Below are 21,588 nucleotides of genomic sequence, written 5' to 3'. Positions count from 1 at the left end.
TTCAAGTGAACAAGCGCAACCCGTGGCCAGTCCTGCCCCTCGTGGCGGGGCTGGCCTCCGGCCTGTTGACCGGCTGCGGCTCGGAGACCGGCGGTTCCGGGGGAACCGGCTCGGCCGTGGTGATGGGGATGTCCGACGACGTCCTCGCCACGGACCCGGCGTCCGGCTACGACCCCGGCTCCTGGCTGTTGTTCGACAACGTCTTCCAGTCGCTGCTCAGCTTTACCAAGGGCGCGACCGAACCCGGACCGGAACTGGCGAAGCAATGCCGCTTCACCGACACCCGGGCCATGGTCTACCGGTGCGAACTGAAGGACGGCCTGAAGTTCAGCAACGGTGACCCCCTCACCTCCGCCGACGTGAAGTTCTCCTTCGAGCGCATCCTGAAGATCGACGACCCCGCCGGTCCCGCGATCATGTTCCCGATGCTCGGCACGATCGCGGCACCGGACGCGAAGACGGTCGTCTTCCACCTGAAGGTGCCCGACGCCACCTTCCCCAGCAAGGTCGCCTCCGGCGCCGGTTCCATCGTGGACCACCGCCAGTACGACGCGAACGGCCTGCGCACCGACCACAAGGCCGTCGGCTCCGGCCCCTACGAGCTGGACTCCTTCGACAAGGAGCAGGCGGTCTTCTCGGTCAACGACAACTACAAGGGGACCGTCCGGGTCAAGAACTCCGGCGTCACCCTGAAGTTCTTCCACGGCGACCGCACCGCCCTGAAGCAGTCCCTCCTCGACGGCGGCATCGACATCGCCTACCGCGGTCTCTCCGCCTCCGACATCGCCGGCCTCGACCAGCAGAAGGACGACAAGGGCGTCGACGTCATCGAGGGCACCAGCGCCGAGGTCCAGCACCTGGTCTTCAACATGAAGGACCCGGTGGCCGGCAAGCTCGGCGTCCGTAGGGCCATGGCCTACCTCGTCGACCGCGACGCCCTGATCGCGAACGTGTACCAGGGCACCGCCACCCCCCTCTACTCGATCATCCCGGCGGGCATCGCGGGCCACGACACCGCCTTCTTCGACACGTACGGCGCCCGCCCCTCCCGCGCCAAGGCCGCCGCCGCACTGCGCGCCGACGGCATCACCGGCAAGGTCAAGCTCACCCTGTGGTCCACGCCGTCCCGTTACGGCCCGGCCACCGACGAGGAACTGAAGGCCATCGCCGGCCAGCTGAACGCCAGCGGCCTGTTCGACGCCGATGTGCGGTCCGTCCCCTTCGGCCAGTACGAGAAGGAGATCGCCCGGGGCAGGTACGGCGTGTACGTGAAGGGCTGGGTGCCGGACTACCCCGACGCCGACAACTTCACGGCCCCCTTCTTCGGCAAGGGCAACGTGCTGGAGAACAACTACGGCAACCGCACCATCACCGGTTCGCTCCTGCCCGCCACCGCCGCGCAGAGCGACCGGGCCGCGACCGACAAGCAGTTCGGCAGGTTGCAGGACATCGTCGCCGACGAACTTCCCGTCCTGCCGGTCTGGCAGGCCAAGCAGTACGCGGTCGTCCGCGACGGCGTCTACGGCCTGGAGTACTGCCTGGACGCCTCGACGGTGTTCCGGTTCTGGGAAATCAGCAAGAGCTGACGCCGGTCACGACGAAGGGCGCCCCTCGCGCGTGGTGAGGGGCGCCCTTCGCCGTACCGGCGGGCCGGCCGCCTCGCCGCTACTGCGCGCCGGGGCGCACCAGCCCGCTCTCGTACGCGTACACCGCCGCCTGCACCCGGTCACGCAGGCCCAGCTTGGTCAGCACGTGGCCCACATGAGTCTTCACGGTCGTCTCGCTGACGAACAGGTCGGCCGCGATCTCCGCGTTGGACAGCCCGCGCGCCACCAGTTTGAGCACCTCGACCTCACGGTCCGTCAGGGTGTGCAGGGCGTCCGGCACCGGGTCCTCGCCGGAGGGCAGATGCGTGGCGTACTTGTCCAGCAGCCGCCGGGTGATGCTCGGCGCGAGCATGGCCTCGCCGGCCGCCACGACCCGGATGGCCTGCACCAGTTCGTTGGCGGGCGCGTCCTTGAGCAGGAAGCCGCTCGCCCCCGCGCGCAGCGCCTCCACCACGTACTCGTCCAGGTCGAACGTGGTCAGCACCAGCACCTTGGCCGGACCGTCCCGCCCGGGGCCGGTGATCTGCCGGGTGGCCTCCACACCGTCCATCCGCGGCATCCGGATATCCATCAGCACGACATCCGGCTGCAACGCCCGTACCTGGTCGAGGGCCTGGAGACCGTCACCGGCCTCGCCGACGACGGCGAGGTCCTGCTCGGCCTCCAGGATCATCCGGAAGCCGGTACGCAGCAGCGGCTGGTCATCGACCAGTAGGACGCGGATGGCCACGTGACACTCCTTCGCTAGTCCGCGCCCATTGTGCCCTGCGCCACCGCCCCCGACTCGGCCGCCCTCACCGGCAGCGGGTAGGGCGGGGGAGTGCCGCCGAACTCCGGGCAGTGCGCCTGGTGGTCGCACCAGCCGCACAGCCGGGTCGGCCGGGGCCGCCAGTTCCCCGTCTCCGTGGCCTGGCTGATGGCCTCCCACAACGCGTGCAGCTTGCGTTCGACCCGCTCCAGGTCGGAGAGGACCGGGTCGTACGTCAGCACGTCGCCGCTGCCGAGATAGACCAGTTGCAGCCGGCGCGGGATCACCCGCTTCAGGCGCCACACCACGAGGGCGTAGAACTTCATCTGGAACAGGGCGCCCTCTGTGTACTCGGGGCGGGGCGCCTTGCCCGTCTTGTAGTCGACGATGCGCACCTCGCCGGTCGGCGCCACGTCCACCCGGTCGATGATCCCGCGCAGCCGCAGCCCCGAGTCCAGCTCGGTCTCCACGAACATCTCCCGCTCGGCCGGCTCCAGCCGTGTCGGGTCCTCCAGCGTGAACCAGCGCTCCACGAGCCGCTCCGCCTCGGCGAGCCACCGGGTCAGCCGCTCACCCTCCGGATCGTCGGCGAACAGCTCGGTCACCTCCGGGCGGCTCTCCCGCAGCCGGTCCCACTGCCCCGGGATCAGCGCCTTGGCCCGCGGCGCGGTCCGCTCACCGGCGGGCGCGTCGAACAGGCGCTCCAGCACGGCGTGGACCAGCGTGCCCCGCGTCGCCGCCTCGCTCGGCCTCTCCGGGAGCCGGTCGATCACCCGGAACCGGTACAGCAGCGGGCACTGCATGAAATCACTCGCCCGGGACGGCGACAGGGAGGCCGGCGCCACGGCCGCCCGCTCCCCGCCGGCCTCCGGGGGCGCCGGCGGCGGGGCGTCCGGTGGCGTGTGCTCGGCGCCGGCCGGCGGGGCCGCTGCCTCCTCGATGCTGCTGTCCATGTCCACAGACCTTACGGCCCGGCACCGACAGTGACCCGCCCGCCGGCCGCGTCGGCCGGTGAGCGGGCGGCGAACACAAGGGGTGCCGGGGCGGAACGTGCCGCCAAGGCCGCATACCATCGAGCAGAGACCCTTCCGCCCGGCAGGCGCGGGAGACGCTTCGAACGAGGGGACACCGTGGACGTGAGCGGCGGGAGCGGGCAGCCGCGGTCCGGCAACGACGGGCCGGCCGACAACTCCGCCGACCCCACGGCCGAACCCGCCGACCACCCCGCGGACCGGACCCACGACACCCCCGACGCCCCCCGCCCCACGACACCGCACCCCGCCACCCGGCAGACCACCCGCTCCGACGATCCCCACCCGGCCGACGAAGCCACCGAGGCCGACCCGGCCGACGAGGATGAGACGGCTGCCGGGGGCGGCACCGCCGGTACGCCGAGCACACCTGTCCCGGATCACGAGGCCGACGGGGCCGACAGGGTCAGCGACCCCCGCCCGGCGGCGACGGACAGCGCCTCCCGTTCGGCCGGCTCGGGCAGCGCCCCCCGTACGGACGACACGGACAGCTCGCCGGAGGATACGGACAGCTCACCGCGCCAGGCGCATACGGACAGCGCCCACCCCCCGGCAGGGGAATCCGTGCCGCACGCCGGTGACTCCTCCGAGCACCGCTCCCTCGCGCACTCCGGTATCGCCAAGGGCGAGCCGCCCCGGCCGCGGCCCAAGGAGCCCGGCGGCGGCATTCTCATGGGACGGCCCTTCGGCGTGCCCGTGTACGTCGCGCCGAGCTGGTTCCTCGTCGCCGCGCTGATCACCTGGGTCTTCGGCGGCCAGCTCGACCGCGTGCTGCCCGAGCTGGGCGCCGCCCGCTACCTGGTCTCCCTCTTCTTCGCGGTCGCCTTCTACGCCTCCGTCCTGGTCCACGAACTGGCCCACACGGTCGCCGCGATCCGCTTCGAGCTGCCGGTCCGCCGCATCCAGCTCCAGTTCTTCGGCGGTGTCTCGGAGATCGAGAAGGAGGCCGAGACCCCCGGCCGGGAATTCGTGCTGGCGTTCGTCGGCCCGCTGCTCTCCCTCGTCCTGGCCGGGCTGTTCTACCTCGCCATGAAGCCCGTCGAGCCCGGCACCGTCCCCGGCGTGCTGCTGGCCGGGCTGATGGTCTCCAACCTCATCGTCGCGATCTTCAACCTGCTGCCCGGCCTGCCCCTCGACGGCGGCCGCATGCTCCGCGCCGTCGTCTGGAAGCTCACCGGCAGGCCGATGAGCGGCACCGTCGCCGCGGCCTGGGTCGGCCGTGCCCTCGCCGTCTCCGTCCTGATCGGCCTGCCGCTGCTCAACCACTCCGGCGCCCTCGGCGGCGGCGGTGAGGAGACGAACGGCATGGACACGGTCACCGACGCCCTGCTCGCCGCCATCCTCGCCGCGATCATCTGGACCGGCGCCGGCAACAGTCTGCGCATGGCCCGGCTGCGCGAACACCTGCCCGAGCTGCGCGCCCGCACCCTCACCCGGCGGGCCGTACCGGTCGAGAACGACACCCCGCTCTCCGAGGCGCTGCGCCGGGCCAACGCCGCCGGTGCCCGCGCCCTGGTCGTCGTCGACGCCGACGGCACCCCCCTCGCCCTCGTCCGCGAGGCCGCCATCGTCGGCGTACCCGAGCACCGCCGCCCCTGGGTGGCCGTGAGCGGCCTGGCCCAGGAGCTGACCGACGGCATGCGGGTCTCCGCCGAACTGGCCGGGGAGGACCTGCTGGACGCCCTCCGGGCCGCCCCCGCCACCGAGTACCTCGTGGTCGAGCAGACCGGCGAGATCTACGGCGTCCTGTCCGCCGCGGATGTCGAACGCGCTTTCGTGAAGGCGATGGCCCGGCCCACCCCGTAACCGTGGTCGGCGGCCTCCGGAAACGCCGGTAGGCTGGTCACATGTCCGAACCGACCGGTGCCGCCCGCAGGCGCGGGCCCTTCAAGGTCGGGGACCAGGTACAGCTGACCGACCCCAAGGGCCGCCACTACACGTTCACGCTCGAAGCCGGGAAGAACTTCCACACCCACAAGGGCTCCTTCCCGCACGACGAACTGATCGGCGCTCCCGAGGGCAGCGTTGTCCGGACCACCGGCAACGTGGCCTACCTCGCGCTGCGCCCCCTGCTCCCCGACTACGTCCTGTCCATGCCCCGTGGGGCAGCCGTCGTCTACCCCAAGGACGCGGGGCAGATCCTCTCCTTCGCCGACATCTTCCCCGGCGCGCGCGTCGTGGAGGCCGGCGTCGGCTCCGGTTCGCTCAGCAGCTTCCTGCTGCGGGCCATCGGCGACCAGGGCATGCTGCACTCCTACGAGCGCCGCGAGGACTTCGCCGAGATCGCGAAGCAGAACGTGGAGCGCTACTTCGGCGGCCCGCACCCTGCCTGGCAGCTGACCGTCGGCGACCTCCAGGACAACCTGTCCGACACCGACGTCGACCGCGTCATCCTGGACATGCTCGCCCCCTGGGAGTGCCTGGAGGCCGTCTCCAAGGCGCTCGTCCCGGGCGGCATCGTGTGCTGCTACGTGGCCACCACCACCCAGCTCGCCCGGACCGTGGAGTCCATCCGGGAGATCGGCTGCTTCAACGAGCCGACCGCCTGGGAGACCATGATCCGCAACTGGCACATCGAGGGCCTGGCCGTCCGCCCCGACCACCGGATGATCGGCCACACCGGTTTCCTGCTCACCGCCCGCCGCCTCGCGGACGGCGTCGAGCCGCCCATGCGCCGCCGCCGCCCCGCGAAGGGCGCGTACGGCGAGGACTACGCCGGACCCAACGCCGACGGCGGCACCGGCCGCTGACCGGCCCCGCACGCGTACAACGCAAGGGCGCCGTGCCCGAGTTCCCCACCGCATCCGGGAACTCGGGCACGGCGCTCCCGCGTTGAGCCGGTACCGGCATCGGCGCCTCCCGCGCGCGGGTCTGCCGCCCGGAGGGAATCCCGGTCCCCGCCGTTCCCCCGCACCGTGGCGTGTGGCAGCATGCAGGCCATCCCACCGGCACAGCCCTCACAGGAGACACTCCTAGTGCAGCCATCCGCCGTTCCGGAGCTCGCCCACACCCAGACCCGGCCGATCCACTGGGTCCTCACCGCCACGGCCGTCGCCGCCGTGGTGGCGCTCTCCACCGTCGCCCAGCCCGGATCGGCCACGGCCGCCCAGTCCGCCACCGGCACGCGGACGACCACCCAGCCCGCGGCCGCCGCGCCGGGCACGGCCGGGGCGAATTTCCCGCTGGACTGCGGACCGGTCAAGGCCCTGGTCGTCAAGAAGGCCGACGCGGACCTGGACGGTGACGGCAGGCCGGAAACCGTCGCGGTGGTCCACTGCGACGCCCCCATGGGCACCCCGCCGGACGGCGTCTACGTCCTCACCCGCTCCGCGGACGGCAGGCGGCCACGCGTGGTGGCCACCCTCGTCAGGCCCGAGGACCGGCTCACGGTCACCGGCTTCGCCGTACGCGCGCGTACCGTCTCCGCCACGCTGCTCGGCTACTCGTCGGACTCCGTGCCCAGTTGCTGCCCCGACCTGAGGACCCCGGCCGCCTGGCAGTGGAACGGCAGTGCCTTCATCCGCTCCACAGGGGCCGCGGCCCACAGCGTCTGAAGCGGGCTCAGTCCGCCTCGGGGCCGTACACCTCGACCCTGTCCTGAACGCGCCGCACGTGGATGCACTCGCCGGGACACTCCTTCGCCGAGTCCACCACGTCCGCCAGCAGCGGCAGCGGCACCGGCGTGGCCGCGCCCGGGGCCTGGAGCAGCTCGTCGTCGGCGCCCTTCACATAGGCCAGCCCGTCGATGTCCAGCTCGAACACCTCGGGGGCGTACTGGGCGCAGATGCCGTCGCCGGTACACAGGTCCTGGTCGATCCAGACCTCCAGCGCCTCGCCGCCCGGGGCCTCCTGCTGCACGGTCATCTCTCCTGCCGTCGGTTCGCCGGGCGGTCCGGGCGCCACGAGGGCCGGCCGGGTCCGCTCCAGCGGCTGTTGGACACCCTCGACCCTACCTCCGCCCGGTTCGCGCCCGGTCCGGGCCGGTCCGGGGTTTCCGGACCGGCCCGCTCGGGTACGAGCGCCGGGCCGGGACAGGGGTGCCCCGGCGGCCGGATCGATCACTTCAGGCCGCCCCCGCGGTGACAGCCCCTCCCGCTTTCGTCGCTCTGCGTGATGGCCGTGCGAGCGGCCCGAGGGCTGCCCGCAAACGGGCCGATCGGCCCGGAAAGGGCAACTCCGGCCAACCGCGAAGGCTTTCGGCCGCGTCCTGCGTGGAACAGGCTGCTTTCCCTTCACGTTGAGTGGGTATCCCCTCCATGCGAGGGAGTGCGCGCCGGGTGACCGACGACACACCTTGACAGTCTTTGTGATCTAGGGGTTTCAATCGACACCCACCCAGGTAGGGTCTGGAAGCGTCCAGCTCCCCTTGGAGGAGGTGAGGACCGTGGCAGCCCACGACGACGACATGAACCGCGGCATCCGCCCGGGACGCGGGTCCGACGACCCGGCCGGGCAGATCGCCTACCTTGAGCAGGAGATCGCCGTCCTGCGACGCAAGCTCGCCGACTCTCCGCGGCACACGAGGATTCTCGAAGAGCGGATCGTCGAGCTACAGACGAACCTGGCCGGCGTGTCCGCCCAGAACGAACGACTGGCCAACACCCTCCGCGAGGCCCGCGACCAGATCGTGGCCCTCAAGGAGGAGGTCGACCGGCTCGCCCAGCCGCCGGCCGGCTTCGGTGTCTTCCTCCAGGCGAACGAGGACGGCACCGCGGACATCTTCACCGGTGGCCGCAAGCTCCGGGTCAACGTCAGCCCGAGCGTCGAACTGGACGATCTGCGGCGCGGCCAGGAGGTCATGCTCAACGAGGCGCTCAACGTGGTCGACGCCATGGAGTACGAGCGCGTCGGCGACATCGTCACCCTCAAGGAGATCCTGGAGGACGGCGAGCGCGCCCTCGTCCTGGGGCACACCGACGAGGAGCGGGTGGTGCGGCTCGCCGAGCCGCTGCTGGACGTCACCATCCGCGCCGGCGACGCCCTCCTGCTCGAACCCCGCTCCGGCTACGTCTACGAGGTCGTGCCCAAGAGCGAGGTCGAGGAGCTGGTCCTCGAAGAGGTCCCCGACATCGGCTACGAGCAGATCGGCGGCCTCGGCAACCAGATCGAGGCCATCCGCGACGCGGTCGAGCTGCCGTACCTCTACCCGGACCTGTTCAAGGAGCACGAGCTGCGCCCGCCCAAGGGCGTCCTGCTCTACGGCCCGCCCGGCTGCGGCAAGACGCTCATCGCCAAGGCCGTCGCCAACTCGCTGGCCAAGAAGGTCGCCGAGGTCACCGGCCAGGCCCAGGGCAAGAGCTTCTTCCTGAACATCAAGGGTCCCGAGCTGCTCAACAAGTACGTCGGCGAGACCGAGCGGCAGATCCGCCTCGTCTTCCAGCGTGCGCGTGAGAAGGCCAGCGAGGGCACCCCCGTGATCGTCTTCTTCGACGAGATGGAGTCCCTCTTCCGCACCCGTGGCTCCGGTGTCAGCTCGGACGTGGAGAACACCATCGTCCCGCAGCTGCTCGCCGAGATCGACGGCGTGGAAGGCCTCCAGAACGTGGTCGTGATCGGCGCCTCCAACCGCGAGGACATGATCGACCCGGCCATCCTGCGCCCCGGCCGGCTCGACGTGAAGATCAAGATCGAGCGTCCGGACGCCGAGGCGGCGAAGGACATCTTCGGCAAGTACCTCACCGAGCGTCTGCCGCTGCACACGGACGACGTCGACGAGCACGGCGGTGACAAGACCACCACGGTCCAGAGCATGATCCAGACAGCGGTCGAGCACATGTACGCCGAGTCGGAGGAGAACCGCTTCCTGGAGGTCACCTACGCCAACGGTGACAAGGAAGTCCTCTACTTCAAGGACTTCAACTCCGGCGCCATGATCGAGAACATCGTGGGCCGGGCCAAGAAGATGGCGATCAAGGACTTCCTGGAGAAGAGCCAGAAGGGTCTGCGCGTCTCCCACCTGCTCCAGGCCTGCGTGGACGAGTTCAAGGAGAACGAGGACCTGCCCAACACCACGAACCCGGACGACTGGGCCCGGATCTCCGGAAAGAAGGGCGAGCGGATCGTGTACATCCGTACGCTCATCACCGGGAAGCAGGGCGCGGACACCGGACGCTCGATCGACACGGTGGCGAACACCGGTCAGTACCTGTAACGGCAGGGCGGCTGCGGGTGCCCTCGGCGGGTACCCGCAGCCGACTGTTTTCAGGGCCACGACCGGAGCAGCCAATGACGCAAATGATCTCCCCACCAGCGCAAAGGCGTTCTAGGCTCGTTCCTGCCGCCGAGTCGCGCCGTGCGGGAACGGGCACCGCGCACACACCGGAGCGCCAGCGGCACATGAGCGGCGCCCACGACCGAGGGTGCCGCCGGGCAAGGAGGGCCGCATGACCGTACGGCGAGTAATGGGAATCGAGACGGAGTACGGGATCTCCGTCCCCGGCCACCCGAACGCCAATGCCATGCTCACCTCGTCCCAGATCGTCAACGCCTACGCGGCCGCGATGCACCGGGCCCGCCGGGCCCGCTGGGACTTCGAGGAGGAGAACCCGCTGCGGGACGCGCGAGGCTTCGACCTCGCCCGGGAGACAGCCGACTCCAGCCAGCTCACCGACGAGGACATCGGCCTGGCCAACGTGATCCTCACCAACGGCGCGCGTCTCTACGTCGACCACGCCCACCCCGAGTACAGCGCGCCCGAGGTCACCAACCCCCGCGACGCCGTCCTCTGGGACAAGGCGGGCGAGCGGATCATGGCCGAGGCCGCCGAGCGGGCCGCGCAGCTGCCGGGGGCCCAGCAGATCCACCTCTACAAGAACAACACCGACAACAAGGGCGCCTCCTACGGCACGCACGAGAACTACCTGATGAAGCGGGAGACCCCCTTCTCGGACATCGTGCGCCACCTCACGCCCTTCTTCGTCTCCCGTCAGGTCTTCGCCGGAGCGGGCCGCGTCGGCATCGGCCAGGACGGGCACGAGCACGGCTTCCAGCTCAGCCAGCGCGCGGACTACTTCGAGGTCGAGGTCGGCCTGGAGACCACGCTCAAGCGCCCGATCATCAACACCCGCGACGAGCCGCACGCGGACGCGGAGAAGTACCGCCGGCTGCACGTGATCATCGGTGACGCCAACCTCTCGGAGATCTCCACCTACCTCAAGCTGGGCACGACCGCCCTGGTCCTGTCCATGATCGAGGACGGCTTCATCGCCGTGGACCTGGCCGTCGACCAGCCCGTACGCACCCTCCACCAGGTCTCGCACGACCCGTCCCTGAAGCGCCTGGTCACCCTGCGCAGCGGGCGCACGCTCACCGCGGTCCAGCTACAGATGGAGTACTTCGAACTGGCCCGCAAGTACGTCGAGGAGCGCTTCGGCGCCGACGCCGACGACCAGACCAAGGACGTCCTCGGCCGGTGGGAGGACACCCTGACCCGGCTGGAGCGCGACCCGATGAGCCTGGCCGGCGAGCTGGACTGGGTGGCCAAGCGGGAGGTGATGGAGGGGTACCGCCGCCGGGACGACCTGGACTGGGACGCCGCGCGGCTGCACCTGGTCGACCTCCAGTACGCCGACGTCCGCGCCGAGAAGGGCATCTACAACCGTCTGGTGGCCCGTGGGCGCATGAAGCGGCTGCTGGACGAGGACGAGGTCGAGCGGGCCCGTACGAAGCCGCCGGAGGACACGCGCGCGTACTTCCGCGGCCGGTGCCTGGAGCAGTACGCGGACGACGTGGCCGCGGCGAGCTGGGACTCGGTCATCTTCGACCTCCCCGGCCGCGATTCCCTCCAGCGCGTTCCAACCCTGGAACCGCTACGCGGAACGCGAAATCACGTCAAGGAGCTGCTGGACCGCTGCCGGACCGCGGAAGACCTGGTCAGGGTCCTGTCCGGCGGGTGAGCGGTGTCAGGGGGGTACTCGGTGCGCCCCGGGCGGTCGGGGTGGAAAGCCCACCGCCCGGGAATCATCGGGATGGCCCCCCGTTCGTTGGAGAAACTGCGGGGCCGATGTCGGACCCGGCTTGTAGGGTCTGATCATCACCGATCGGCAGGCGAACTGAGCGGGGTGAGGTTTATGGCGACCAAGGACACGGGCGGCGGCCAGCAGAAGGCCACGCGCTCCACCGAGGAGGTCGAGGAGCAGGCGCAGGACGCACAGGCGCAGGACGACCTCAAGGAGCGGCACGAGAAGCTCTCCGACGACGTGGACTCCGTCCTGGACGAGATCGACGACGTACTCGAGGAAAACGCTGAGGACTTCGTGCGGTCCTTCGTGCAGAAGGGCGGCCAGTAGGCTGCTTTCCCCCTCGGATCCAAGGTTCAGGGGCGTCGGAGTCGTGAGCGGCCGGCGAACGGACGACGAAGCACTGCTCGCGGCCGGAGAAGTCCGGGCCGCGGGCAGTCCTCGTCCCCGGGGAACGGCTTCCGCCGGGCAGGTGGATCACCGTCACCGGCCGGGTAAGGTCCGTGGCATACCGTGCTTCAACCGCAATTCGGCCATCGGCAAGTGGGGGAAGACGCCCCGGACCTGCCCGCCGGACTGCCGCTATGTGGAAGGAATCTCGTGGAAGCCAATACTCGTGGCACCGGGCGTCTACCAGCTGCCTTCCTGACGCCAGGATCCTCCTCCTTCATGGACTTCCTCTCCGAGCACCAGCCCGCGCTGCTGCCCGGCAACCGGCAGCTGCCGCCCACGCAGGGTGTCATCGAGGCGCCGCACGGCACGACGATCGTCGCCGTCACCTTCCCCGGAGGCGTCGTGCTCGCCGGTGACCGCCGGGCGACCATGGGCAACGTCATCGCGCAGCGGGACATCGAGAAGGTCTTCCCGGCCGACGAGTACTCGGCCGTGGGCATCGCCGGCACCGCCGGGCTGGCCGTCGAGATGGTCAAGCTCTTCCAGCTGGAGCTGGAGCACTTCGAGAAGGTCGAGGGCGCCCAGCTGTCCCTGGAGGGCAAGGCCAACCGGCTGTCGACCATGATCCGTTCCAACCTCGGCATGGCCATGCAGGGCCTGGCCGTGGTGCCCCTCTTCGCCGGGTACGACCTGGACCGCGAGCGGGGACGCATCTTCTCCTACGACGTCACGGGCGGCCGTTCCGAGGAGCACAACTTCGCCGCGACGGGCTCGGGTTCGGTCTTCGCCCGCGGTGCGATGAAGAAGCTGTTCCGGAACGACCTGACCGAGGAGCAGGCCACCACGCTCGTGGTCCAGGCTCTCTACGACGCGGCTGACGACGACTCGGCGACCGGTGGTCCCGATGTCGCCCGCCGGATCTATCCGATCATCACCGTGATCACCGAGGACGGCTTCCGCCGGCTCACCGAGGAGGAGTCGTCCGGGCTCGCCCGCGCGGTGCTCCAGAAGCGCCTGGAGGAGCCCGACGGCCCCAAGGCCGCCCTGCTCTGAGCCCGGCCCCGGTTCTTATCGAGGTGATCCAGTGACCATGACAGAAAGGGACGGATAACCGGTGTCGACGCCGTTCTATGTCTCACCCCAGCAGGCCATGGCCGACCGGGCCGAGTACGCCCGCAAGGGCATCGCCCGCGGCCGCAGCCTGGTCGTGCTCCAGTACGCCGACGGCATCGTGTTCGTCGGCGAGAACCCGTCCCGCGCGCTGCACAAGTTCAGCGAGATCTACGACCGGATCGGCTTCGCGGCGGCCGGCAAGTACAACGAGTACGAGAACCTGCGCATCGGCGGCGTGCGCTACGCCGACCTGCGCGGCTACACCTACGACCGTGACGACGTCACGGCCCGCGGCCTGGCCAACGTCTACGCCCAGACGCTGGGCACGATCTTCTCCTCGGCGGCCGAGAAGCCGTACGAGGTGGAGCTGGTGGTGGCCGAGGTGGGGGAGACCCCCGAAGGTGACCAGATCTACCGGCTGCCGCACGACGGTTCCATCGTGGACGAGCACGGCTCGGTCGCGGTCGGCGGCAACACCGAGCAGATCAGCAGCTTCCTGGACCAGCGTCACCGCGACGGCATGAGCCTCGCGGAGGCCCTGAAGCTGGCCGTGCAGGCCCTGTCCCGGGACACCAACGGCAGCGAGCGGGAGATCCCCGCCGAGCGGCTGGAGGTCGCCGTGCTGGACCGCACGCGCCCGCAGAAGCGCAAGTTCAAGCGCATCGTGGGCCGTCAGCTCGGCCGCCTGCTGGAGGCGGGCGGCGCGACCACGGAGGCGGAGAGCGCCGACGAGGAGTGACCCCCTCGGACCAGGTGTGCCCCGGCCGGTCCTCCGGCCGGGGCACCTGCCGTTCCGGCGGTGACCGGCAACCGGTCTACGCCTCGCGGGGCGGTGCCGTGGAGCCCCGGACGACCAGTTCGACGGGGATGTCCCCGCTCTGCGGCGCACGGCCCTCCAGCACCGCCAGCAGGGCCCGCATCCCGTGCTCGCCGAACAGCTCGGCGTCCAGCCGTACGGTCGTCAGCTCCGGGTCGAGGGCGGTGGCCAGGGCCAGGTCGTCCAGGCCGGTGACCGAGACGTCGTCCGGGACACGCAGGCCGAGCCGGCGCAGCGCCTTGTACGCGCCCGCGGCGAGCTTGTCGTCGTCGCACACCACGGCCGTGGGCCGGGGGCCGGGCGCGGTGAGCGCGGCCTCGGTGGCGGCCAGCGCGCCCTCGATGGAGATCGGGGCCCGGGCCGTACGCACACGCGTGCCCGGGACCGCGGCCAGGCGCGCGGCCAGCTCGCGCGCGCGGATCTCGAACGTCCAGGACGGCACGTCCGCGGCGAGGTGCAGCACCCGGCGGTGGCCGAGGCCCAGCAGGTGCTCGGCGACCTGGCGGACGCCGTCGGTGATGTCCAGGTTCACGGTCGCCGCGCCCAGGCTGCCCGCGGGATCACTGTCCAGCATGACCAGGGGCAGCTGGTCGCCGCGGATCGCGGTGAGGGCGTCGGCGGCCATCGAGGAGGCGATGACGCCGTCCAGGGCGGCCTGTGCGGAGGCGAAGGGGTCGCGGGCCGGGCCGATGCCCTCGGGCGAGGGGTAGAGCACCACACCGAAGCCGTGCTCGGCCGCCACGCGCGCGGCGCCCGTGTAGACCCCGGCGAAGAACTCCGTCGTCAGGGCGGGCACCACGAGCAGGACGGTGCGGGTGTGGCCGAGGCGAAGGTTGCGGGCGGCGAGGTTGGGCCGGTAGCCCAGCTCCCGCGCGGCCTCCCGGACCCGTTCGGCGGTGGCCTCGGACACCCGGCCGCGCCATTTGTCGCCGAGGACGAGGGAGACGGCCGCCTGGGAGACGCCGGCCGCCCGGGCGACGTCACGGCTGGTCGGGCGGGTGCTGCTGGGTGCCACCGCGGGCCTGCTCCTCTGCTTCGGCCGTCCGTCCGGGGCGCTCGGCGCGCCCGCGGGTCACCGTCGGCCGTCTGGACGTGTGAACAGCGCACATGGTACGTATGGACGGGGACGTTATACGTAACACTTCGGGCCGTCGAGGCGTCCCGCGAGCCACGGAAGGGCTGGACATGGCCACGGGATACCTGGAGATCCTCAGAGCGAGGCACGCGTGCCGGCTGCTCACCGGCACCCTGGTGGGCCGCCTGCCCAACGCCACCGCGGCCATCGCCCTGGTGCTCTTCGTCCGCGCCGAGGGCGGCAGCTACAGCCTCGCCGGCGCCCTCGCCGCGGTGTACGGCGTCGCCAACGCCGCCGGCCAGCCGGTCCTGGGCCGGCTCGTGGACCTGTACGGCCAGCCGCGCGTCCAGCTGCCCGCGGCGGTCCTGGCGGCCCTCTCGATGACCGCCTTCGCCTTCCTGGGCACCGGCTCGCTCCCCGTCGCCCACGCGACCGTGGCGGCGGCCGGCCTGTTCGCCCCGCCCCTGGAGGGCGGCCTGCGCGCCCTGTGGCCGTCCGTGCTGCGCCGCGAGGACCAGGTGCACACCGCGTACGCCATGGACGCGGTCGCTCAGGAGATCATGTTCACCGCCGGCCCGCTGCTGGTGACCCTGTGCGTGTCCCTGTGGGACGAGCGCGCCGCCCTGCTCGTGCTGAACCTCCTCGGCGTGCTGGGCGCGCTCTCCGTGGTCCTCTCGCCGCCCTCGCGCGCGTGGCGCTCCGCCCCGCGCGAGGCGCACTGGCTGGGCGCCCTGCGCTCGCCCGGCCTGCTGGCGCTGCTCGCGGCCTTCCTGTTCGTCGGTATCGCGCTGGGCTCCATCACGGTCGCCTCGGTGTCGTACGCCGACGGACACGGCGGTGACGCCGTCTACGGCTGGCTCATGGCCGGACTCGGCCTCGGCGCGCTCGCCGGCGGCAGCGTCTACGGCGCCCGCCGGTGGGCCGGCGCGCCCGAACGGCGACTGACGGTGCTGGTGGCCCTGCTGGCGGTCTGTTACCTGCCGCTGACGCTGACCCCCGGCACGGTCGCCATGGTGCTGCTGAGCGTGGTCTCCGGCGTCTTCCTGGCGCCCTGCATCGCCTGCGCGTTCATCATCGTCGACCGGCACGCGCCGGCCGGGACCGTCACCGAGGCGTTCTCCTGGCTGGTGACGACGTTCACCGTGGGCGCCTCGGTCGGAACGGGCCTGGCGGGACCGGTCGTCCAGGCCGGTGGCACCCTGTGGGGTTTCGCCCTGCCGGGCGCGGCCGGGGCCGTGTCCCTGCTGGTCCTGCTGGCCACCGGACGGGTCCTGGCGGCTCCCGCGCGGGGCGGGGTCGTTGCGGCTTCATCGGAAAATGATCCAAATCGTGCCGTCGAACCTCGTTTCAGCTCGGGGGATCGGGCGTAATGTTCCCTCATGGACCGCCGCATTTTCGGGCTGGAGAACGAGTACGGCGTCACGTGCACGTTCAGGGGACAGCGCCGTCTGTCTCCTGACGAGGTGGCGCGGTACCTCTTCCGCCGTGTCGTGTCATGGGGCCGCAGCAGCAATGTGTTTCTGCGCAACGGCGCCCGGCTCTATCTCGACGTGGGCTCACATCCGGAATACGCGACCCCCGAGTGTGACGACGTGACCGAGCTGGTCACCCACGACAAGGCCGGCGAGCGCATTCTCGAAGGACTCCTGGTGGACGCGGAACGACGCCTGCACGAGGAGGGCATCGCAGGCGACGTCTACCTCTTCAAGAACAACACCGACTCGGCGGGCAACTCCTACGGCTGCCACGAGAACTACCTGGTGGCCCGGCACGGGGAGTTCTCCCGGCTCGCGGACATTCTCATCCCCTTCCTCGTCACCCGGCAGCTGCTGTGCGGCGCCGGCAAGGTGCTCCAGACCCCGCGCGGCGCCGTCTACTGCGTCAGCCAGCGCGCGGAGCACATCTGGGAGGGCGTCTCCTCGGCGACGACCCGCTCCCGCCCCATCATCAACACCCGCGACGAACCGCACGCGGACGCCGAGCGCTACCGCCGGCTGCACGTCATCGTCGGTGACTCGAACATGTCCGAGACGACCATGCTGCTCAAGGTCGGCGCCACCGACCTCGTGCTGCGCATGATCGAGGCGGGCACCGTGATGCGCGACCTCACCCTGGAGAACCCGATCCGGGCGATCCGCGAGGTCAGCCACGACATCACCGGCCGGCGCAAGGTGCGCCTGGCGAGCGGCCGGGAGGCCTCCGCGCTGGAGGTGCAGCGGGAGTACTTCGACAAGGCCGTGGACTTCTGCGAGCGCCGGGGCATCCGCACCGGCACGGTCGCGGAGGTCCTGGACCTGTGGGGCCGCACGCTCGACGCGATCGAGGCCGAGGACCTCGACCGGATCGCCACCGAGATCGACTGGGTCATGAAGTACAAGCTCATCGAGCGGTACCGGGCCAAGCACAACATGACCATGTCGCACCCGAGGGTCGCGCAGATAGACCTCGCCTACCACGACATCCACCGCCGTCGTGGCCTGTACTACCTGCTGGAGAAGAAGGGCCAGGCCGCCCGGATCTGCAACGACCTGAAGATCTTTGAGGGCAAGTCGGTTCCCCCGCAGACCACTCGGGCCCGGCTGCGCGGCGACTTCATCCGGCGGGCGCAGGAACAGCGCAGGGACTTCACGGTCGACTGGGTCCACCTGAAGCTCAACGACCAGGCGCAGCGCACCGTGTTGTGCAAGGACCCGTTCCGTTCGGTGGACGACCGGGTGGAGAAGCTGATCGCCGGTATGTAGGCGAAGGGCCGGGTCGAGCGTTCCGGCTCCGAAATGCCGGAACGCCACACGGGCGCCGTACGTTTTCCGTACGGCGCCCTTCTCACGCCGTAGAGTTGCGCGCACGCCATCCGCAAGATCGACCGATTACGAGGCTCTCCGTGCGCCGACGCTCACTCCTCCTCGCCGCTGTCCCCGCAGGACTGGTCACGCTCGCCGCCTGCGGTGACGACTCGTCCGACTCCGGCAAGACCAGTGCCTCGCCGTCGCCGTCGGCGTCCGCCGCGCCCCCGCCCAAGATCGTGGACGGACCGCTGCCGGCGGTCACGGCGGGCACGAAGTTCGGCGAGAAGCCGGTCATCGCCAAGGGGCCGGGCGAGCCGTCGAAGAACCTCGCGGTCAAGACGCTGATCCCGGGCAGTGGCCGCACGGTCGCGGAGAACGACTTCGTCCAGGCGAACTACCTCGGCCAGATCTGGGACACCGCCAAGGTCTTCGACAACTCCTACGACCGCAAACGCCCGCTGGTCATGCAGCTCGCCCAGGGCAGCATCATCGACGGCTGGCGGTACGCCCTGGCCGGCAAGAAGACCGGCAGCCGGGTCGAGATCGCCGTCCCGCCCGCCCTGGGCTACGGCAAGTCGGGCCAGCCGGACGCCGGCATCAAGGGCACCGACACCCTGGTCTTCGTCATCGACGTCATCGACTCCTTCAATTCCAAGAGCTCCGCCAAGGGCAAGCCGGTCGCACAGAACGACCCGGCGCTGCCGAAGGTGGCCACGAACACCGACGGCCAGGTGCCCAAGGTCACCATCCCCAAGTCGGACCCGCCGAAGAAGCTCGTCTCGGAGTACGTCCTGGAGGGTGACGGCGCCGAACTGAAGGCCGACCAGACGGTCCTGTGCCAGTTCCAGGGCCTGGTCTGGGAGAGCGGCAAGACCTTCCAGCGGACGTACGGCTCCGGCCGGCTCAGCCAGTTCTCCCTGGAGCAGATGCAGCAGGCGGTCAAGGGTCTGGCGCAGGGACTGACCGGCAAGAAGGTGGGCAGCCGGGTCCTGATCGTCGTCCCGCCGCAGCTGGGCTACGGCGACAACCCGCCGAGCGGCGGGATCATCAAGAAGGGCGCCACCCTGGTGTTCACGGTGGACATCCTCGCGGCGATGTAGCCGGGGGACGCCCAGGGCGGGCGACGGGCCCGCGATGATGAAAGACTGTCCGCGTTCCGTGTCGTACACAAGCAGGAGCTTTTGACGTGAGCATCGACAAGCCCGAGATCGACTTCCCGGAGGGCGCGCCCCCGGCCGACCTCGAGATCAAGGACATCTGGGAGGGCGACGGCGCGGTCGCCGAGGCGGGCCAGAACGTCACCGTCCACTACGTGGGCGTCGCCTTCAGCACCGGCGAGGAGTTCGACGCCAGCTGGAACCGCGGTACTCCGTTCCGCTTCCCGCTGGGCCAGGGCCGGGTCATCCAGGGCTGGGACCAGGGCGTGCAGGGCATGAAGGTCGGTGGCCGCCGCCAGCTGACCATCCCCGCCCACCTCGCCTACGGCAACCAGAGCCCGACCCCGGCGATCAAGCCCGGCGAGACGCTCATCTTCGTGGTCGACCTGCTCGGCGTCTGATTCACGGCCCGGATCCGACCGGATCCGACCACCTGGGGCCCACGCCTGTTCGGGCGTGGGCCCTCGGCTTTTGTCACCGCCCCGCGGAGCGGTACGGTCATCGGTCAGAAGCACCATAGGGAAGGCGAAGGGCGTCGATGGCCATTGCCAAGGCCGAGCGGCTGATGAACCTCGCGCTGTGTCTGCTCGGGACGCGGCGGCCGCTCAGCAAGCGCGAGCTGCGGGCGTCCATCGAGGCCTACCTCGAAGCGGGGAGCGACGACTCCTTCAACCGCATGTTCGAGCGGGACAAGGACGACCTGCGCGAGCTGGGCCTCGTCATCGAGACCGTCGAGAACATCGACGGCGAGGTCGGTTACCTCGCCCGCCGCGACAGCAACCGTCTGCCCCCCATCACCCTGGACGCCGAGGAGGCCGCCGCCCTCGGCCTCGCCGCCAAGGTCTGGCAGCAGGCACGGCTGGCCGGCGCGGCCAGCGGCGCCCTCCAGAAACTGCGCGCCGCGGGCCTGCCCGAGGACGTCGACCCGTACGAGGCGCACAGCGCCCTCGAACCGCGCATCCCCGTGCACGAGGCCGCCTTCGAGCCGCTGATGCTGGCCCTGCGCGACCGCCGACCGGTCCTCTTCGAGTACCGCAAGGCCTCCGCCGCCCACCCCGAGCCCCGGCATGTCGAGCCATGGGCGCTGGAGTGCTGGCGCGGGCACTGGTATCTGGCCGGCTGGGACCGCGACCGGGGCGCCGAGCGCGTCTTCCGGCTCTCCCGGATCACCGGCAGGGTCCGCACCCGGGGCACGGGTTTCACCGTGCCCGTGCCGGACGTCGTCACCGTGCGCGAGACCGTCGCGAGCTGGGCCGGCGAGATCGCCGACCGCTCGGCGCTGATCCGGCTGCGCTCCGGCGCCGGTTACCCCCTCCGTGCGAAGGCCACCGCGGTCCGGGAACTCGGCGACGGCTGGGACGAGTTGGAGATTCCGTACGGGCACGGACTGGACGCCTGGCTGGTGGAGTTCGGACCGGACGTGGTGGTGCTGGAGCCGGCCGAGCTGCGTGCGGACGTGGTGGACCGGCTGCGTGCCGTGGCCAAGGGCTGAGGGGGAGCAGGACTGTGGCAGGCAAACCGGTCAGGCCCGTGAACGCCATCGACCAGACCCGGCGGATGCTCTCGCTGGTGACCTATCTCCGGGAGCGCCCCGGCGCCCGGATCGCCGACGTGGCGCGCGCCTTCGGCATCACCGAGGACGAACTGGTCGCCGACCTCGACCTGCTGCCCATGTGCGGCACCAGCTTCCGCGGCGGCGACCTGCTGGACATCGACACCGACGGCGAGCGCATCTGGTGGCACAACCCGGCCGCGCTCGGCGAGGAGGCGGCCGAGCCGCTCCGGCTCGCCGCCGACGAGGCCACGGCCCTGCTGGTCGCCGCCCGCGCGGTGTCGACACTGCCCGGCCTGCGGGAGGGTGACCGCCAGGCCCTGCTGCGGGCCACCGCCAAGGTGGAGACCGCGGCCGGCGAGGCCGCCGGGGCCAGCTCCCGCCTGTCGGTGACCTTCGAGTCCGAGGGCGGTGTCTTCGCCGACGTCGACCGGGCGATCTCCGAGCGCCGCCGGCTCTGGATCCGCTACTACTCCCCGGCGCGCGACGAGATCACCGAGCGCGAGATCGACCCCATCCGGCTGGTCAGCGTCGGCCACACCTATGTGGAGGCCTGGTGCCGCCGCTCCGAGGCCCGGCGCACCTTCCGGCTCGACCGGGTCGCCGAGATCAAGGTCCTCGACGAGCCGTCGGCCCCGCCCGAGGTGGAGCTGCGCGACCTCTCCGAGGCCCTGGTGCAGCCGGCCGCCGAGGACCCGGAAGTGGTGGTCGAGGTCGGCCCCGGCGGTCGCTGGGTCGCCGAGTACTACCCGCACGACAGCGCCGATGAGCTGCCCGACGGCGGACTGCGTATCACTCTGCGCACCCCCGATCCGGCCTCCCTGCGCCGGCTGGCCCTGCGGCTCGGCCGTGACGGCCGGATCGTCTCCCCGGCCGAGCTGGCCGAGAGCGCCCGCCGCGCCGCCCACGAGGCCCTGGCGGCGTACGACGGTCCGGCGGACGCGGGTGCGGAGCGCCCGGTGACGGCCGGGACCTGAGGCCCGCGTGAGCCGGGGCTGCGCCCCGGTGGCGGACGAGCCAGAGCGACCAGAGGAAGAGGAGCGAGGGCTGTGAGCGAGTCCCCGGTGTCCGGTGCGGGTGAGATGACGGCGGCTTCGGCCTTCGCCGGGATGCGCGGAGCGGTCCCGGTGGTCTTCCGGGCCGGCTGCCCGGACTGCCGGGGCCGTTTCGAGCTCGCCGCGAGCGCGCTGCGCCTCGCCATCGGCGCCACCAGCCGGACGACGTTCTACTCCTTCACCTGTCCCGACTGCGGCACCCCGGTCCGCAAGCCCGCGGGGGAGCGGATCGTCGAACTGCTCACCGGCGGCGGCGTCCGGACCCTGCGGCTGCACTCCACGGTGTAGCCGGCTGG

At 71.1% G+C, this 21,588-nt stretch carries 21 protein-coding genes; 17 read left to right on the top strand and 4 right to left on the bottom strand.

Translation table 11 applies throughout. The features are described 5' to 3' along the window. The first annotated feature begins 5 nt into the window (after positions 1–5). Positions 6–1,586, top strand: coding sequence for an ABC transporter substrate-binding protein (locus AB0F03_RS08920; RefSeq protein ID WP_361987958.1), 1,581 nt, complete (start codon positions 6–8; stop codon positions 1,584–1,586). Positions 1,587–1,665: 79 nt separating this feature from the next. Here AB0F03_RS08920 and AB0F03_RS08915 read toward each other — a convergent pair whose 3' ends face one another. Both AB0F03_RS08915 and AB0F03_RS08910 read right to left on the bottom strand, forming a co-directional pair. Further along, on the bottom strand, positions 1,666–2,337 hold the full coding sequence (locus AB0F03_RS08915; protein ID WP_361987956.1) for a response regulator transcription factor: 672 nt from the start codon (positions 2,335–2,337) through the stop codon (positions 1,666–1,668). Positions 2,338–2,351: 14 nt separating this feature from the next. Continuing rightward, positions 2,352–3,308, bottom strand: a complete 957-nt coding sequence (locus AB0F03_RS08910; protein WP_361987954.1) for a RecB family exonuclease — start codon at positions 3,306–3,308, stop codon at positions 2,352–2,354. A 177-nt stretch (positions 3,309–3,485) separates the two neighbouring features. Here AB0F03_RS08910 and AB0F03_RS08905 point away from each other — a divergent pair, with 177 nt between their 5' ends. The 3 genes from AB0F03_RS08905 (at position 3,486) to AB0F03_RS08895 (ending at position 6,940) form a co-directional block, all read left to right on the top strand. Continuing rightward, a complete protein-coding gene (locus AB0F03_RS08905; RefSeq protein ID WP_361987952.1) occupies positions 3,486–5,192 on the top strand; it encodes a site-2 protease family protein in 1,707 nt (568 codons plus the stop codon). 41 nt (positions 5,193–5,233) lie between these two features. Then, a complete protein-coding gene (locus tag AB0F03_RS08900; RefSeq protein WP_361987950.1) occupies positions 5,234–6,136 on the top strand; it encodes a tRNA (adenine-N1)-methyltransferase in 903 nt (300 codons plus the stop codon). A gap of 225 nt (positions 6,137–6,361) precedes the next feature. Then, complete coding sequence (locus AB0F03_RS08895) at positions 6,362–6,940, top strand: hypothetical protein (RefSeq protein ID WP_361987948.1); 579 nt, start codon at positions 6,362–6,364, stop codon at positions 6,938–6,940. 7 nt (positions 6,941–6,947) lie between these two features. Here the strand turns inward: AB0F03_RS08895 and AB0F03_RS08890 are convergent, their stop codons facing one another. After that, entirely contained in the window at positions 6,948–7,250 is a 303-nt protein-coding gene (locus AB0F03_RS08890; protein ID WP_361987946.1) for a ferredoxin, read from the bottom strand. A 520-nt stretch (positions 7,251–7,770) separates the two neighbouring features. On the opposite strand from AB0F03_RS08890, the gene arc reads away from it, so the two are divergent. The 6 genes from arc (at position 7,771) to prcA (ending at position 13,589) form a co-directional block, all read left to right on the top strand. Next, complete coding sequence (gene arc, locus AB0F03_RS08885; RefSeq protein ID WP_361987944.1) at positions 7,771–9,537, top strand: proteasome ATPase; 1,767 nt, start codon at positions 7,771–7,773, stop codon at positions 9,535–9,537. Between the two features lie 232 nt (positions 9,538–9,769). Next, entirely contained in the window at positions 9,770–11,281 is a 1,512-nt protein-coding gene (gene dop, locus AB0F03_RS08880) for a depupylase/deamidase Dop (RefSeq protein WP_361987942.1), read from the top strand. Positions 11,282–11,455: 174 nt separating this feature from the next. Further along, positions 11,456–11,674: a ubiquitin-like protein Pup gene (locus AB0F03_RS08875; protein WP_361987940.1), complete on the top strand. Its 219-nt coding sequence runs from the start codon at positions 11,456–11,458 to the stop codon at positions 11,672–11,674. A 43-nt stretch (positions 11,675–11,717) separates the two neighbouring features. Next, positions 11,718–11,993: an endonuclease domain-containing protein gene (locus tag AB0F03_RS08870; protein ID WP_361987938.1), complete on the top strand. Its 276-nt coding sequence runs from the start codon at positions 11,718–11,720 to the stop codon at positions 11,991–11,993. Beyond that, on the top strand, positions 11,945–12,790 hold the full coding sequence (prcB, locus tag AB0F03_RS08865; RefSeq protein ID WP_361987936.1) for a proteasome subunit beta: 846 nt from the start codon (positions 11,945–11,947) through the stop codon (positions 12,788–12,790). The genes AB0F03_RS08870 and prcB overlap by 49 nt, the downstream gene beginning before the upstream one ends. A 61-nt stretch (positions 12,791–12,851) precedes the next feature. Continuing rightward, positions 12,852–13,589 carry a proteasome subunit alpha gene (prcA, locus tag AB0F03_RS08860; RefSeq protein WP_361987934.1) on the top strand — a complete coding sequence of 246 codons (738 nt, stop codon included), beginning with the start codon at positions 12,852–12,854 and terminating at the stop codon, positions 13,587–13,589. Between the two features lie 76 nt (positions 13,590–13,665). Here the strand turns inward: prcA and AB0F03_RS08855 are convergent, their stop codons facing one another. Further along, positions 13,666–14,682 carry a LacI family DNA-binding transcriptional regulator gene (locus AB0F03_RS08855; RefSeq protein WP_361987932.1) on the bottom strand — a complete coding sequence of 339 codons (1,017 nt, stop codon included), beginning with the start codon at positions 14,680–14,682 and terminating at the stop codon, positions 13,666–13,668. A gap of 170 nt (positions 14,683–14,852) precedes the next feature. Here AB0F03_RS08855 and AB0F03_RS08850 point away from each other — a divergent pair, with 170 nt between their 5' ends. The 7 genes from AB0F03_RS08850 (at position 14,853) to AB0F03_RS08820 (ending at position 21,580) form a co-directional block, all read left to right on the top strand. Continuing rightward, the gene (locus tag AB0F03_RS08850) at positions 14,853–16,112 is read left to right on the top strand and encodes an MFS transporter (protein WP_361987930.1); all 1,260 of its coding nucleotides are present in this window, start codon (positions 14,853–14,855) and stop codon (positions 16,110–16,112) included. A gap of 9 nt (positions 16,113–16,121) precedes the next feature. Continuing rightward, complete coding sequence (pafA, locus tag AB0F03_RS08845) at positions 16,122–17,483, top strand: Pup--protein ligase (protein ID WP_361987928.1); 1,362 nt, start codon at positions 16,122–16,124, stop codon at positions 17,481–17,483. Positions 17,484–17,623: 140 nt separating this feature from the next. Further along, positions 17,624–18,628, top strand: a complete 1,005-nt coding sequence (locus AB0F03_RS08840) for an FKBP-type peptidyl-prolyl cis-trans isomerase (protein WP_361987926.1) — start codon at positions 17,624–17,626, stop codon at positions 18,626–18,628. An 86-nt stretch (positions 18,629–18,714) separates the two neighbouring features. Beyond that, entirely contained in the window at positions 18,715–19,086 is a 372-nt protein-coding gene (locus tag AB0F03_RS08835; RefSeq protein ID WP_361987924.1) for an FKBP-type peptidyl-prolyl cis-trans isomerase, read from the top strand. A gap of 137 nt (positions 19,087–19,223) precedes the next feature. After that, a complete protein-coding gene (locus tag AB0F03_RS08830; protein ID WP_356821684.1) occupies positions 19,224–20,177 on the top strand; it encodes a WYL domain-containing protein in 954 nt (317 codons plus the stop codon). A 14-nt stretch (positions 20,178–20,191) separates the two neighbouring features. Beyond that, positions 20,192–21,214, top strand: coding sequence for a WYL domain-containing protein (locus AB0F03_RS08825; protein ID WP_361987922.1), 1,023 nt, complete (start codon positions 20,192–20,194; stop codon positions 21,212–21,214). A gap of 72 nt (positions 21,215–21,286) precedes the next feature. Next, positions 21,287–21,580 (top strand): hypothetical protein, encoded by a 294-nt coding sequence (locus AB0F03_RS08820; RefSeq protein ID WP_361987920.1) that lies wholly within the window; start codon positions 21,287–21,289, stop codon positions 21,578–21,580. The last annotated feature ends 8 nt before the right edge of the window (positions 21,581–21,588 follow it).

It is taken from the genome of Streptomyces sp. NPDC028722 (assembly GCF_040637655.1).
Classification (GTDB): domain Bacteria; phylum Actinomycetota; class Actinomycetes; order Streptomycetales; family Streptomycetaceae; genus Streptomyces.
The sequence above is the reverse complement of the archived record's forward strand: the minus strand, read 5'-3'. Positions and strand labels throughout refer to the sequence as shown.

What these genes read in the sequence shown, in the direction of transcription:
- AB0F03_RS08910 (WP_361987954.1), bottom strand. Translation starts at nt 3,308, where the DNA reads ATGGACAGCAGCATCGAGGAGGCAGCGGCCCCGCCGGCCGGCGCCGAG.
- AB0F03_RS08900 (WP_361987950.1), top strand. Translation starts at nt 5,234, where the DNA reads ATGTCCGAACCGACCGGTGCCGCCCGCAGGCGCGGGCCCTTCAAGGTC.
- AB0F03_RS08890 (WP_361987946.1), bottom strand. Translation starts at nt 7,250, where the DNA reads ATGACCGTGCAGCAGGAGGCCCCGGGCGGCGAGGCGCTGGAGGTCTGG.
- dop (WP_361987942.1), top strand. Translation starts at nt 9,770, where the DNA reads ATGACCGTACGGCGAGTAATGGGAATCGAGACGGAGTACGGGATCTCC.
- AB0F03_RS08875 (WP_361987940.1), top strand. Translation starts at nt 11,456, where the DNA reads ATGGCGACCAAGGACACGGGCGGCGGCCAGCAGAAGGCCACGCGCTCC.
- AB0F03_RS08850 (WP_361987930.1), top strand. Translation starts at nt 14,853, where the DNA reads ATGGCCACGGGATACCTGGAGATCCTCAGAGCGAGGCACGCGTGCCGG.
- pafA (WP_361987928.1), top strand. Translation starts at nt 16,122, where the DNA reads ATGGACCGCCGCATTTTCGGGCTGGAGAACGAGTACGGCGTCACGTGC.
- AB0F03_RS08830 (WP_356821684.1), top strand. Translation starts at nt 19,224, where the DNA reads ATGGCCATTGCCAAGGCCGAGCGGCTGATGAACCTCGCGCTGTGTCTG.